Here is a 13,792-nt window from a genome sequence, read left to right on the forward strand (position 1 = left end):
TGAGTTCCTCACCCCTCTATTTGGTATAATGTAGCTTTGTAAGGAGGCAGTATGAAGAAGACATCCATCGCCAAATCCACGGTGCTCATTATCTTATTTTCCCTTATCGGAAAAATGATGGGCTTCGTCCGTGAGTCCATGGTGGCCGCCATATTCGGGGCGGGTTTTGAAAAAGACGCGTTCGTCGCCGCCCAATCGGCTACATCGACGGTGAGTATGTACATCGTCATGGGGATCAGTACCGTCTTTATCCCGAGCTTGCAGTCCGTCTATTCCAGATACGGCGAAGAAGGCAAGCATAAATTTACAAACAATATCTTTTCAATCGTAAGTCTGCTTACGATTTTAATCATGATTTTAGGCATTGTGGGGGCGCCCCTTCTGACTATGCTCGTGGGCCCGCGTTTTGATCCGCGAACGAAGGCCCTCACGGTGCAGCTCATTCAACTGGGCATGCCCGTCATCGTCTTTTCCGCCTACGAGGGGATTTTCACCGGCTATTTGCACTTCCACAACCGCTTCGGCATCGCCGCGTCGGTGCCTATTTGGCTGAACTTGGTGTATCTGGCCTATCTTTTGATCTTCTCCACGAAATTCGGCATCTACGGGCTCACAATCGTCTCCGTCCTCGCCGTGGTGGCGGAATACATTTGCGTCTGGTACGGCTCCCACCGGGTGGGCTACCGCTTTCAGCCCATGCTGGATTTAAAAGACGAGCACACGAAGCAGACCCTGCTCTTGGCCATCCCCGCCATTATTACGGTCAGCGTCAACAACATCAACACCTTGGTCAACCGGGCCCTGGCCTCAGGTCTCGCCTCCGGCTCCATGAGCCGCCTGGACTACGCCAACAAGCTGAACGTGTTGGTCATCGGGATCTTTATTACGGCCATAACCTCGGTCATCTATCCCGCCATGAGCAAGGCCTTCGACGAAGGCGAAATGGAAAAGGGCAAGCGGATCATGAACGGTTCCGTGCGCTCCGTGCTCCTCATCACCATTCCCGCCATGGCAGGGCTCATCGTTTTGGCTCAGCCCATTGTGGAGCTGGCCTTTATGCGGGGGGTCTTCACCCAGGCCGACGCCGACGCCACGGCGATCTGCCTCCGCTTCTACACCTTGGCCCTCGTGTCCATTTCCGTAAACAATGTGCAGAACCGGGTCTTTTACAGTTTGGAAGACACGAAGACGCCCTTCTATCTCGGCGTGGTCAATGTGCTCTTTAACGTAGGCTGCAATCTGATTTTGGTGCGCACCATGGGCATCAACGGCCTGGCACTTTCCGTGTCCATCGCCCAAACCGTGGTCACCTGGTTCTCCTTCACCATGCTGAGAAAGAAAATCGGCCACATCGGCATGCGGAGCTATGTAAAGATCACCATAAAAACCGTTATCGCCTCGGTCATTATGGCGGCCTTCGCCTACTACTTCTATTTCGGCGGCATCGCCCTTTTAGGCAATGTGGGTAACGGCATCAAACTCCTTCTCTTCACCCTGACCGTTGGGCTTTCGGCCCTTCTCTACTTCTTTATCCTGGACCTATTGGGCCTTAAGGAAGTAAAGGACATTAAAAAGATCGTGGCCATTAAGTTTTTGAAGAAAAAAATCGCGTAACAGAAAGGATTCCCATGAAAGCTACAAGCGCCCGCTTAACCGACGCCGCCATGGCCTATGTGAAAAAGAAAAACCTCACCGCCGTCTCTGTGGACACGCCGGACATGGCCTGTTGCGGCGTGGCCGATGTCATGAGCGCCACCGTGTCCAAGGGCCTGCCGAAAAAAGATCCCGTCGTCTACAAAAAATGCGAAGATCGCGGCGTGGCCATTTACTACCCCTACTACACCCAAGTGGAGGGGGACTGCATCATCATCGACGCGGAAAAAATTCTCGGCATAACACGGCTCTTCGTGGCCAACGGCATCATGGAAATATAAATTGCGGCACCTGCGGGTGCCGTTTTTTGTACCGCCGGGAAGGAAAAACACACCGCTTGTCGGAAAACAGCGGCAATTATTCGCCCCGTCATTTACTCTAAGCATAGGAGGTGCGACATGAAGGTCGAAATTATTCTGGACGATGCCTACGAGCAGCCGTCGGTGAAAATTTACACCCGGACCATGACGGAAGAAGTGGAAAAAATACGAGAGGCATTAAATACGGCGGCCATCGAAAAGCTGGTGGGGCTGAAGGAAGAAGAGGTCTTTCTCCTGGACTACGGCGATATCCTGCGAGTCTATGCTCAGGACAAATCCGTCTACGCCGTGGCGGGCGGGGAGATTTATCGCCTCAGGCTGAGCCTTTCCGCCTGCGAAGAGCGCCTCAGGGCCCACCGCTTTCTCCGCGTGTCCCGATCCGATGTGATTAATTTGGATTATGTGAAGAAACTGGACCTGAGTTTTACGGGAACCATCGCCGTGGAAATGAAAAACGGCGACGTGGTCTATGTGTCTCGGCGAAACCTGCGGGGCTTTAAAGAAGCCCTGGGACTTTAGGAGGTGTCTTATGAAAATTGTAAGAAATGCGGTCGTCTCGTTTTTGGCCGGCGTGGGCATCGGCGCCCTTATCGAAGCCTTTATCTCCATCGGGATGGGCATGAACATCGTCGGCGTACCGGAATTTGTCGATACGATCGCTCCCGGTTATGCGAAAATCATTCAGTGTTTCTGCTACGGCGGCTTCGGCCTTTTGTCCTATCTTTGCGGCGAATTTTTCGGCAACAGGAAGGGCGCCTTCTACCTCATGCATGGCCTGCACTTTTTCATCCTCCTCGTCTACTTTCTGTTCGTGGGATTTTATTTGAGGTGGTTCACAGACCCGACCTCGGTCCTTTATTCTGTCCTTTCCTTCGCCGCGATCTACTTCATCATATGGATCGCCATCTACTTTAAGGAAAAGCGTATGGTTGAAAAAATGAATCAACAGCTGAAATAAAGCCGCCGCCTTTTCGGCGGTTTTTTTATTGCGAAGGGTATGAATCGAAGAAGAGGTGAAACAATGAACAGTCACGATGCATACATCACGGCCCGGGATTTTTACCGCTCGGGAAAGACCCGGCCCGTCCTTTATAGAAAGAAACAACTCTACGCCCTCCTCAAAGGCATCGACGCCTTTCGCGGAGCCATCGACGCCGCCTTAAAGGCGGATTTAAATAAATCTTCCAGAGAAGCCTTTCTCACAGAAATCTATCTTGTAAAAGAAGAGATCCGCCACATGATTCGCCACATGGATCGCTACGGCCGCACGTCGCACCCCCTTCCCGGGGCGGCCCAACTGCCGGGGAGGCTTTCCATTCGCAGAGAGCCCTACGGGGCGGTGCTCGTGATCAGTCCCTGGAACTACCCCTTTCAGCTGAGCCTTCTGCCCGTGGTGGGGGCCATCGCCGCGGGAAACGCCGTGGTGGTGAAGCCCTCGGAGTACGCGCCGGAGACGGGAAAGGTGCTCGAGGCCCTATGCGCTAGCGTGCTGGATGAAGGCCTCGTGTCCTTCGTCTTCGGCGAGGAAGAGGCGGCCAAAGCCCTTCTGGCCGAGCCCTTCGACAAAGTGTTTTTTACGGGCAACAGCGACGTGGGCCGCTCGGTCATGAAGCAGGCGGCGGCCCACCCGGCCCCGGTGGTCTTGGAGCTCGGGGGCAAGAGTCCGGTCATCGTCGACGAGAGCGCCGACATCCCCATGGCGGCGAAGCGCATCGCCTTCGGCAAAACCATGAACGCCGGGCAGACCTGCGTGGCGCCGGACACGGTCTACGTCCACCCGTCGCAAAAAGAAGCCCTGATCGAGGCGCTGCTGGATGCCTTTGAGGAAGCCTTTCCCACGGAAGATTACTTTATCCACGAAACCGTGCGCATGAACCATCGGGGCCGCTACACCCGCATGAAGGAACTGGCAGAAGAAGGGGACATTCGCACGAAACACGCCCGCATTTTCTACGACTCCAGCCTCCACGTCTTTCCCTGCGTCGTGGAAAATCCCCGGGGGCGCTTGCTCGAGGAAGAAATCTTCGGGCCCCTTCTGCCGGTGATGGCCTACGAATCGGAAGAGGCCCTCTTTTGTGAATTGAGAGAAAAGGACAAGCCCCTGGCCCTTTATCTCTTCTCAAAAGATGAAGGTTTTATTCGCCGCGCCATTCATTCCATCGACAGCGGCGGCGTCTGCGTTAACGACACCCTCGTGCACATGGCGTCGAACAAGGCGCCCTTTGGCGGCGTCGGGCCCTCGGGCATGGGCGCTTACCACGGCAAGTGGAGCTACGAGGCCTTCTCACGGCCCCGCACCGTGCTGAAAAAATCCACCCGCTTCGATATCCCCCTGCGCTACCATCCTTTTTAATTCTGAGCATAGAAAATATTCGGCATAAAACAAAATCGAGTAAGCAAAATGCTTACTCGATTAAATTGAATTTTGTGGAGTTGTATTCCATTGCATTTAGGATCTATTTACTCTTTTCAAAATCCCGGCGTTGTTCGTCTTGTTGCCGCTTCATCTTTCTGTTTTTTTCATCGGCAAGGAGGCGGCGGATGAGCAGAATTAGCGTCGTTAATACGGCTATATAAAGTAAAGCAGCACCAATCATATAAAGAAGTCCCATGAGATCGAATAGGCCGAAAGGAATGTTCATCAGGTTTACCTCCAAAAATCATTTACAGTGTACTTGCTTCTTGTCGTTAGAAAATGAAAAGACTTATCTATACTCTGAGGCTATCATAGCATAAATGATAAATCAGATCAAGAAATAAAGCATACAAAATATCGTAGACTTATACATTCCCATAAAAAAAGCCCTGAAGACATACTGCCTTCGGGGCTTTCATTATAGACGATTAGTCATTTGCGTAGTTGTCGAAGTAGCCTTGAACCATGACCACCGGCGTGCCTTTGTCGCCGCTGCCGCTGGTTAAGTCGGCGAGAGAACCTAAAAGGTCGGTGAGACGACGGGGCGTGGTGCCCAAGGTTTCGTCTTTGCCTAAGAGATCCGCGTCTTTTTCGTGGATTCTGTCCACAATGGCTGCTTCCATTTCTTCTGTGCTCAGGTCTTTTAATTCCGTATCGGCCAGATACTTCATCTTGAGCTCGTTGGGCGTGCCTTCCAGTCCGTCGGTGTAGGCCGGGGAAACCACCGGGTCGGCCAGTTCCCAAATCTTTCCGACGGGATCCTTAAAGGCGCCGTCGCCGTAGATCATAACTTCGAAGTGATTGTCGAAGTATTCGTTCAACCGCTTTTGCAGGGTGTCGACGAAAATTTGTCCGTCTCTCGGGAAGAGCTTAATCTTTTCCGGGCCGGCCATGTTGCTGCCCAAAAGACCGTATTGGGTGTTGTAGCCGTGATCGCTGCTTTCTTGGGCCAAAATATCATCCAGACCCAGAATGAGATTGCCGCCGTTGTCTTTCAACTCCCGCTTAATGAGCTCGCGAGTGTGGATGCTTGCCACCAAGACGTCTTTGGTGTAGGAGAGAATGGTGCGGGGATCGTTGGAGAAGTAGATTTCGCTGTTCGGTGCGATTTCTTTGTAGAGCTTCACATAGTCGATGCCCGTGAACTCGTGTTTCACTTCTTCGCCGAAGTGTTCCCGATACTCCGCTTCCGTAATGACGTCGCGGTAGGGATTGATGCCCGTGCCGTAAAGTCTGTTTTCGTCCATTAAGTGGTTGCCCACTTCGTCGGAGGGAAAACTCAATAAAATATGGAGCTTGCGGCCGCTCTTTGCAAGACCTTTCAAGATCGTGGAAAAGCGGTTCCGTGATAAGATCGGAAAAACGACGCCGAAGGGGCCGTCAAACTTTTCGGCCACGTCTTTGGCAATGTCGTCGACCGTGGCGTAATTGCCTTGGCTTCTTGCGACTAAGGATTCCGTCACACAGATAATGTCTCTGTCTTTCGGTTCGATGCCTTCCGATTCGATGGCTTTTTTCACCGAATCAAAAACCACATCCACTAAGTCGTCACCCTTTTTTACGATAGGCAGTCGAATGCCTCGGGTCGTCGTTCCAATATAACGCTTCATGATACGTATCGCCTCTTTCATATTCAAAAGTAAAAATGACTACCCTATTCTACCATACTTCACTAAAAGGTGGTATGATGAACGTCAAAGAGATGGAAAAGGAGGGCGGCCGGTGGAAGATTCGTTTCGGCAAAGGGGCAATTTTTTTCGCAACCATTGGGTAATGCTTGCCATTTTGTGGTTGCTTTTTTTTGAGCGGTTGTGGATGCTGTCCCATTTAGGGCCAAGCTATGGCCTGAAGAGCGACGATTTAAGCTACATGAAGGCGGGGATCACCATGTATCGCACCGCCACCTTAACCATGCACGGCGTGGTGAGCGCTCAAATCATGCCCGGACTTCCCCTGATTATCGCCCTTTTCGCGAAAATTTTCGGCACGGGCCACAGGCTTTGGCTCGCCCTGAAAGTGGCCTGGTGCTTTATGGGCACTATGGCCGCCTGGTTTACGTACCTGGCCATTCGGGAAAAGGCCCCCACCTACGCCGCCGTCCTTCCCACGCTCATGTACTTTACCCCGGACTTCGCCTGGCAGGACAATTTGATTCTGGCGGAGACGCCCTATCTTTTTCTCGTGACCCTCTACCTTTACGGCGTAATTCGCATGGGAAACAGAAAAGATTGGGCGGGCTTTATTATAATGGCCACAAGCGCCTACTTGGCTTTTCTTCTCAAGGCCCAGGCCCTTTGCCTCTTTCTCCTGCCCCTGCCTTACTTATGGATCAAGAAATATCCCTCCACCCGCCTCTACGGCCAGGCCTTTCTGATCTTCGTGGCCCTATTGGCCTTTATGCTTCCCTGGAGCGTGCGCAATTACAAACACTTCCGCGCCTTCATTCCCACCACCTACGGCATCGGCAATCCCCTGCTTCTCGGCACCTTTCAGGGAGAAGGCTACCCGCCGGAGGATGTTTTCGATCGCAGGAAGTTTGTGGACCAGGTGTATGAGGAACACGTCTTTTTGAAAAACAGTGACGGCAAGTTTGCGGCGAAGCACAAGCGCTACTTCGAGCTTCTCGCCGACGAAAAATTGGCTCGGGCCCGCATGGTCTACTGGTGGAAGGACGACCGCCGGTCCATGTTGAAAAGCTATCTGTGGCTCAAGCCCAAGAGCATGTTTTTCAAAACCTTTTACTGGGACGAGGTCATTCCCAAAACGAGATACCCCATCATCCATCTGCGGCAATTGGATTTTACCTTGGCCATGGCGGCGGCGGTGGCGGTGCTTCTCGCGAAAAGGACCGTGGCGGAAACCTACTTCGTGCTCTTTGCCTACTTCGCCCAGGTCTACATGTACGCCTATGCCTACGTCTTCGACCGCTACGCCCAGACCCTATTGCCTTTCCGCTACGTGGCCATCGGCTTTTTGATTCCCGCGGCGGTGGACATCTTCCGGCGCGCGCGCCGCTACATTCGCGGCAAGCAGGCTTACCGGGAAGGGTTGAAGAAACAGAAAATGGAAAATTGATTTTGAGCAAAACGAAAGCACTCGGATGCGTCCGAGTGCTTTTTCTGTGGGATTAATACGCTTTTGCGTAGTAGACCATGTGCTTGGCGGGCTTGCCGCAGTGGACACAGGTGTCTGCCAGGTGTTCTTCGTCGAAAGGAATGCAGCGAATGGTGGCGGTAGTTTCGTCTTTAATTTCCGCTTCGCAATCTTCGTCGCCGCACCACATGCCCTTCAGGAAGGGATTGCCTGCGGCCATTTTTTCCTTGAAGTCGTCGTAGTCGGTGACGGTAAAGGTGTTTTCTTCCATGCGCTTTTTCGCCGCTTCAAACATATCTTTTTGAATGGTTTCAAGCATGTCGTCGATCTTCTCCGCCAGGTCTTCCATGGGAACGAAAATCTTTTCGTTGGTGTCTCGGCGCACGAAGACCACTTGGTTCTTTTCGATGTCCTTGGGGCCGATTTCCACGCGCAGGGGCACGCCCTTCAGTTCCCATTGATTGAATTTCCAGCCCGGGCTGTATTGTTCCCGGTCGTCCAGTTCCACGGTGAAGCGGTTCTTTAAGCTGTCGTAGAGATCTTGTGCCTTTTCCTTGACGCCTTCCTTGTGCATGGCGATGGGCACGATGACCACTTGCGTCGGCGCCACGTGGGGCGGCATGACCATGCCTCGGTCGTCGCCGTGAACCATGATGAGGCCGCCGATTAAGCGGGTGGAAATGCCCCAGCTCGTTGTCCAGGCCGTGGCGAGCTTGCCTTCCCTGTCTTGGAACTGAATGTCGAACATCTTCGCGAAGTTTTGGCCCAAATTGTGGCTCGTGCCCGATTGCAGGGCCTTGCCGTCGTGCATCATGGCTTCCAGGGTGTAGGTGGCGTCGGCGCCGGCGAAGCGTTCCGATTCGCTCTTCTTGCCCAAAATAACGGGAATGGCCATTTCATCTTCGATGACTTGGCGATAAATTTCGTGAATGCGCAGGGTTTCTTCCTGAGCGTCTTCGTAGGTTTCGTGAACCGTGTGGCCTTCTTGCCATAAAAATTCCACTGTGCGAAGGAAGGGGCGCGTGGTCTTTTCCCAGCGGAAGACGGAGCACCATTGGTTAATTAATACCGGCAGGTCCCGATAGGTTTGCACCCATTTGGAATACATGGAGTTAATAATCGTCTCCGACGTGGGGCGCACGATCAGGCGTTCCGCCAATTCTTCGTCGCCGCCGTGGGTAACCCACAACACTTCCGGGGCGAAGCCGTCGAAGTGTTCCACTTCCTTTTGCAGCAAATGTTCCGGAATCAGCATGGGGAAGTAGGCGTTTTTGTGGCCCGTGGCCTTGAAGCGCTTATCCGCTTCTTCCTTAATCCGCTCCCACACGGCGAAGCCGTAGGGGCGAATAATCATGCAGCCTCTCACCGGGGCGTAGTCCGCCATTTCCGCCTTTAATACCACGTCGGTGTACCACTGAGCGAAATCTTCGTCGCGGGCTGTAATCTCTCTTACAAATTTTTCCTTGTCTTTAGCCAATGTGTGCCTCCTCAATCCAATAAAAAAACCACGGTTTCTCAGGGACGAAAAACCGTGGTACCACCCAAATTCAATACCCGCGTGGGGTATCCTCAATGTCGTAACGGGACAAGCGGTCCGTTTTGCGGACAACTCCGGAGCGGGATTCCGCGGGCAGCCATCGTCGAATCTTTCAATCGGTGAATTCGACTCCCTGAGATTTAGCCCCACGTACTTTTCTCCATCGAAGTTTTTGAATACATCCATTATACAGGGACGAGGCCCTTTGTCAAGTGATGGGGAGGTAAAATTTATATTTTTTCCTGCCCTCCGCCATCGGTTCTTGACATTGAAAATTCCTTTTACTATTATAAAAGAAAACACCCCTTGCGCCGCGAGGGTCATAGGTTTTTTTATATTGGTTATCTTTCGAGAGAACCAATTTTTTCTATTTTAGGAGGGAATATGGATCTAGACAAAAAGTTCGGGGAAATGGCGTTTAACAAGCGCATGATGCGGGAAAGATTGCCCCACGCCATTTACTACCGATGGAAAAACGCCATAAGGAACGAGGCGCCCTTGGATCGGGAGACCGCCGATGCCATCGCCCACGCCATGAAGGAATGGGCCCTGGAGAAGGGCGCCACCCATTACTGCCACTGGTTTCAGCCATTAAACGGCCTCACGGCGAAAAAACACGACGCCTTTTTGGACCGCACGGATAAATACGACGTGATTCAGCGCTTCTCCGGCAAGGAATTGATTCGCGGCGAAAGCGACGGATCGTCCTTTCCTACCGGCGGCATGCGCAGCACCTTCGAAGCCAGAGGCTACACCTATTGGGACGCCACGGCCAATTCCTTTATTATCGACCGGATTTTATACATTCCCACGATCTTCGTTTCCTTTAACGGAGACAAGCTGGACAAGAAAGGCCCCTTGCTCGCGTCCATGGGCCTGATCAGCGAGTACGGCTCTCGGGTGGTGAATCTCTTCGAAAAAGACGAATACACCTACCGCATGAAGCCGAAAGTGGGCTTGGAGCAGGAATTTTTCCTCATCGACAAGCGCCACTACGACAAGCGGAGCGATTTAAAGAGCATCGGCCGCACCTTAATCGGCGCCGGCGCCCCCAAGGGTCAGGAAATGGGCGACCACTACCTGGGCGGCATTCCCAAGCGGGTCATGGCCTTTTACGAATCCGTCAACGAAAAGCTCTGGGAGCTGGGGATCTTCGCTAAGACCGAGCACAACGAAGTGGCTCCCTGCCAATTTGAAATCGTGGCCCTCTTTGAAAATGCCAACATCGCCGTGGACTACAATCAGCTCATTATGAGCATCTTAAAGGAAACCGCCGCGGACTACGACCTGGTCTGTCTGCTCCACGAAAAGCCCTTTGCCGGCGTCAACGGCAGCGGCAAGCACAACAACTATTCCCTCACCACAAACTACGGCAAAAATGTCTTTGATCCCGGGGACAATCCCAAAGAAAACCTCACCTTCCTCTTATTCCTCGCGGCCATGATCGAGGCCGCCGACGACTACGCGCCCCTGTTTCGCATCGCATCGGGCGGGCCGTCCAACGATCGGCGCTTAGGCGGATTGGAAGCGCCCCCTTCGATTATTTCCATCTTCCTGGGAAACGATCTGGAAGAAATTCTAAAAGACATCGCCCACGAAGAATACCACGCGAAAATTGAAGCGCCGCCGGAGATCAAGATCAATTCCCTGGGCTACACGCCGAGGGATTCCAGCGACCGCAACCGCACCAGCCCCTTGGCCTTTACGGGCAACAAATTCGAATTCCGCATGGTGGGCTCCTCCATGACCGGGGCCGACGCAAATATTGTCATTAACACGACTTTGGGCCACAGCCTGAGAAAAATCGCCGAGCGTCTGGAGCCCTTTGCAGAAGATGAGGAGGCCTTGAGAAAAGAAGCCTACACGGTCGTCGCCGAAATCGTAAGCGAACACGAGCGCATTCTCTACAACAAAGACAATTACGCCCAAGCCTGGGTGGAAGAAGCCGAGCGGCGGGGCCTGCCCCATTACCAAACCTTCTTCGAGGCCATTCAGGCCTTAAAGGACAAGGACTTAATCAAAATCTTCGGCGACTACGACGTGCTCAGCGAAAGCGAAGTTGAGGCCATCTACGAAGTGGGCCTGGAATCCGTGTCCGTTCACGACTTTTTGGAAGCGAGAACCCTCATGACCATGCTTTCGAAAGACGTGGAGCCGGCGGTGGTGGCGGAGCTGAACGACATTTTAAACGTCACCGGCCGCCTGAAAAACCCGGCACTGGAAGAGCGCCTGGAAACATTAAATGTGCTGCTCGAAGAGCTGCTTTTGCGGCACAAGAAATTAAAGGCCACCTACGCCAAGGCCAAGACCCTGGAAGGCTACGAACGGGCGGAATTTTTCGAAAAAGAAGTCATTACCCAATTCCCCCACATCCGTAAAATCTGCGACGAACTGGAAAGTCGCATCTCAAGAAAACACTGGACGATTCCCACCTACGAAGATATTTTCACAGGACTCAATTAGGAGGCATTATGACGAAGTATATATTTGTAACCGGCGGCGTGGTATCCGGCATCGGCAAAGGCATTAGCGCGGCGAGCATCGGCCGCTTGTTAAAAAATCGCGGCTTCAGCGTGTTTATGCAAAAATTCGATCCCTATCTCAATGTGGATCCCGGCACCATGAGCCCCTACCAACACGGGGAAGTGTTCGTCACCGCCGACGGGGCGGAAACGGACCTGGACTTGGGCCACTACGAACGCTTTATCGACGAAGAGCTCACCAAAGCCGCCTCCGTCACCACGGGAAAAATCTATTCCCGCGTCATTAAAAAAGAACGCCGCGGCGACTACGACGGCGCCACCGTGCAAGTCATCCCCCACGTCACCGACGAAATCAAACACGCCATCTACCGCGCCGGCAAAGAATCCGGCGCCGATGTGGTCATCACCGAAATCGGCGGCACCGTCGGCGACATCGAAGGCCTCCCCTTTATCGAAGCCATTCGCCAAATCCACTCGGAATGCGCCGTGGAAGATGTGCTCTTCGTGCACACCGTGCTCATTCCCGTGATCCCGGGAAGCGACGAGCTGAAGACCAAGCCCACCCAACACAGCTTTAAACAGCTCATGAGCCAGGGAATCAAGGCCGACATCATCATTACCAGAAGCGACGGCGCCATCGACGCCTCCATTCGCAACAAAATTTCCCTTTTCTGCGACGTGCCCAAAGAAAATGTCATCGAATCCCGCCACGTGGACTTGATCTACGAACTACCCAATGTGTTCCGGGAACAAAACCTCGACGAAATCATTATGAACCACCTGAAGCTGGAGCCCAAAGCCCTGAAGGCCGACCACTGGCGCCACATGGTGGAAGCCTTTAAACAGGCCGAAGGCACCATTCGCATCGCCCTCGTAGGCAAATACGTCCAACTCCACGACGCCTACCTTTCCGTCACCCAAGCCCTCTTGGATGCGGGCTACGACATGGGCCGTTTGGTCACCATCGACTACGTGGACGCGGAAGATTTGGTGGACGATGCAGCACTGGACGCTGCATTAAAAGACGTTCACGGCATCATCGTTCCCGGCGGCTTCGGCGAGCGGGGCATCGAAGGCATGATCCGCGCCTCGAAATACGCCCGTGAACACGAAATTCCCTACTTCGGCATCTGCCTGGGCATGCAAATCGCCGTCATCGACATTGCGAGAAACATCGCCGGCTTAAAAGACGCCAACTCCACGGAATTCGACGTGAACACCCCCTACCCGGTCATCGACTTGATGGAAGCGCAAGTGGGCGTGGAAAACATGGGCGGCACCCAACGGCTGGGCAACTACCCCTGCCACCTCGTCGAAGGCAGCCGCGCCGCCAAGCTCTACAAAGAGGCGGACATCTTGGAACGCCACCGCCACCGCTACGAATTCAACAACGAATTCAGAGGCATGTTGAGAAAAGCGGGGCTCACTATCGCCGGCATCAACGAAGATTTGGATCTGGTGGAAGTCATCGAATTGAATCAGGACAGCTACTTCGTCGCCTGCCAATTCCATCCGGAATTTAAATCCCGGCCCAACCACATCCACCCCTTGTTCCACGGATTCGTGGAAGCCGCAGGAAAGCGAGCCATGGCGTGAGCGAACTTTGGGATCTCTACGATAAAGCCAATCGCCCCACAGGCGACGTGCTCCGCCGGGGCGAGCCCATCCCCGAAGGGCGCTACCACCGCGTCGTGGAAGCGTGGATCCGCACTCCGGACGGGCGCTACATCCTGCAAAAGCGCTCCATGAAAAAGAAAAACTTCCCGGGCTACTGGTCCTGTACCGCCTGCGGCAGCGTCGTCAAAGACGAAGGGCCCGAGGAAGCCATGATCCGCGAAATGCAGGAAGAAATGGGCATCCTCCTTCGGGAAGAAGAGCTCGTATTGGATCGAATCATTACGGAATTTCCCGCCCACTACTACATCTACCGTATCGAAAAAGAACTGGCGGAAGAAGACATCACCCTGGATCCGGAAGAGGTCGACGACTTCATCTTCCTGGACAAAGACGCCATCATGAACTGGGTGGAAACAAAACACATGACAAAACTGTCCTACTACCGCGATTTTTTCGAAGCCTGGACATAAAAAAACAGGGATCTCATGACCCCTGTTCAGACTGCAGACAAACTCCGAACAAAACTCGGGGTTTGTCTCTTTTTTGTGTATTTTTTCCATAAATCAGCAAAAGAAGGGCCGTCGCCTCCTCCGTCCCGCTCTTTTCGATCCATCATTAGTGCCAGTTTTTTCATGTTCATGCATGCAAAGGTCAGCACCGCTTTCAGGTCCAT

General features: G+C 53.2%; 12 protein-coding genes. 9 read left to right on the forward strand and 3 right to left on the reverse strand.

The annotated features are described in order from the left end of the window. Positions 1-51 precede the first annotated feature (51 nt). The 5 genes from murJ (at position 52) to DG046_RS04595 (ending at position 4,326) form a co-directional block, all read left to right on the forward strand. On the forward strand, positions 52-1,614 hold the full coding sequence (gene murJ / locus DG046_RS04575) for a murein biosynthesis integral membrane protein MurJ (protein WP_108831375.1): 1,563 nt from the start codon (positions 52-54) through the stop codon (positions 1,612-1,614). Between the two features lie 14 nt (positions 1,615-1,628). After that, a complete protein-coding gene (locus DG046_RS04580; RefSeq protein ID WP_108831376.1) occupies positions 1,629-1,934 on the forward strand; it encodes a hypothetical protein in 306 nt (101 codons plus the stop codon). A 117-nt stretch (positions 1,935-2,051) separates the two neighbouring features. After that, the gene (locus tag DG046_RS04585) at positions 2,052-2,492 is read left to right on the forward strand and encodes a LytTR family DNA-binding domain-containing protein (protein WP_108831377.1); all 441 of its coding nucleotides are present in this window, start codon (positions 2,052-2,054) and stop codon (positions 2,490-2,492) included. Positions 2,493-2,502: 10 nt separating this feature from the next. Further along, a complete protein-coding gene (locus tag DG046_RS04590) occupies positions 2,503-2,931 on the forward strand; it encodes a DUF3021 domain-containing protein (RefSeq protein WP_108831378.1) in 429 nt (142 codons plus the stop codon). Between the two features lie 63 nt (positions 2,932-2,994). After that, positions 2,995-4,326: an aldehyde dehydrogenase family protein gene (locus DG046_RS04595; protein ID WP_159082063.1), complete on the forward strand. Its 1,332-nt coding sequence runs from the start codon at positions 2,995-2,997 to the stop codon at positions 4,324-4,326. 103 nt (positions 4,327-4,429) lie between these two features. On the opposite strand, the gene DG046_RS04600 is transcribed toward DG046_RS04595, so the two are convergent. Together DG046_RS04600 and DG046_RS04605 are read right to left on the reverse strand one after the other, a co-directional pair. After that, entirely contained in the window at positions 4,430-4,615 is a 186-nt protein-coding gene (locus DG046_RS04600) for a hypothetical protein (protein WP_108831380.1), read from the reverse strand. 202 nt (positions 4,616-4,817) lie between these two features. Next, on the reverse strand, positions 4,818-5,999 hold the full coding sequence (locus tag DG046_RS04605; RefSeq protein WP_108831381.1) for a coenzyme F420-0:L-glutamate ligase: 1,182 nt from the start codon (positions 5,997-5,999) through the stop codon (positions 4,818-4,820). 112 nt (positions 6,000-6,111) lie between these two features. Here DG046_RS04605 and DG046_RS04610 point away from each other — a divergent pair, with 112 nt between their 5' ends. Continuing rightward, a complete protein-coding gene (locus DG046_RS04610) occupies positions 6,112-7,464 on the forward strand; it encodes an ArnT family glycosyltransferase (RefSeq protein WP_159082064.1) in 1,353 nt (450 codons plus the stop codon). 52 nt (positions 7,465-7,516) lie between these two features. Here the strand turns inward: DG046_RS04610 and proS are convergent, their stop codons facing one another. Next, positions 7,517-8,959 (reverse strand): proline--tRNA ligase, encoded by a 1,443-nt coding sequence (gene proS / locus DG046_RS04615; protein WP_108831383.1) that lies wholly within the window; start codon positions 8,957-8,959, stop codon positions 7,517-7,519. A gap of 444 nt (positions 8,960-9,403) precedes the next feature. Between proS and DG046_RS04620 the strand changes: the two genes are divergently transcribed. The 3 genes from DG046_RS04620 to DG046_RS04630 are packed head-to-tail and all read left to right on the forward strand — an operon-like array spanning position 9,404 to position 13,589. Next, positions 9,404-11,482 carry a glutamine synthetase III domain-containing protein gene (locus DG046_RS04620; protein WP_108831384.1) on the forward strand — a complete coding sequence of 693 codons (2,079 nt, stop codon included), beginning with the start codon at positions 9,404-9,406 and terminating at the stop codon, positions 11,480-11,482. An 8-nt stretch (positions 11,483-11,490) separates the two neighbouring features. Continuing rightward, positions 11,491-13,098, forward strand: a complete 1,608-nt coding sequence (locus DG046_RS04625) for a CTP synthase (RefSeq protein WP_108831385.1) — start codon at positions 11,491-11,493, stop codon at positions 13,096-13,098. Further along, positions 13,095-13,589 carry an NUDIX hydrolase gene (locus DG046_RS04630; protein WP_159082065.1) on the forward strand — a complete coding sequence of 165 codons (495 nt, stop codon included), beginning with the start codon at positions 13,095-13,097 and terminating at the stop codon, positions 13,587-13,589. The genes DG046_RS04625 and DG046_RS04630 overlap by 4 nt, the downstream gene beginning before the upstream one ends. The last annotated feature ends 203 nt before the right edge of the window (positions 13,590-13,792 follow it).

Source organism: Aedoeadaptatus coli (assembly GCF_900343085.1).
GTDB lineage: Bacteria > Bacillota > Clostridia > Tissierellales > Peptoniphilaceae > Aedoeadaptatus > Aedoeadaptatus coli.

Coding starts and splice junctions, on each gene's coding strand:
- DG046_RS04600 (WP_108831380.1), bottom strand. CDS start 4,615: ATGAACATTCCTTTCGGCCTATTCGATCTCATGGGACTTCTTTATATG.
- murJ (WP_108831375.1), top strand. CDS start 52: ATGAAGAAGACATCCATCGCCAAATCCACGGTGCTCATTATCTTATTT.
- DG046_RS04595 (WP_159082063.1), top strand. CDS start 2,995: ATGAACAGTCACGATGCATACATCACGGCCCGGGATTTTTACCGCTCG.
- DG046_RS04605 (WP_108831381.1), bottom strand. CDS start 5,999: ATGAAGCGTTATATTGGAACGACGACCCGAGGCATTCGACTGCCTATC.
- DG046_RS04620 (WP_108831384.1), top strand. CDS start 9,404: ATGGATCTAGACAAAAAGTTCGGGGAAATGGCGTTTAACAAGCGCATG.
- DG046_RS04625 (WP_108831385.1), top strand. CDS start 11,491: ATGACGAAGTATATATTTGTAACCGGCGGCGTGGTATCCGGCATCGGC.
- DG046_RS04580 (WP_108831376.1), top strand. CDS start 1,629: ATGAAAGCTACAAGCGCCCGCTTAACCGACGCCGCCATGGCCTATGTG.
- DG046_RS04585 (WP_108831377.1), top strand. CDS start 2,052: ATGAAGGTCGAAATTATTCTGGACGATGCCTACGAGCAGCCGTCGGTG.
- DG046_RS04590 (WP_108831378.1), top strand. CDS start 2,503: ATGAAAATTGTAAGAAATGCGGTCGTCTCGTTTTTGGCCGGCGTGGGC.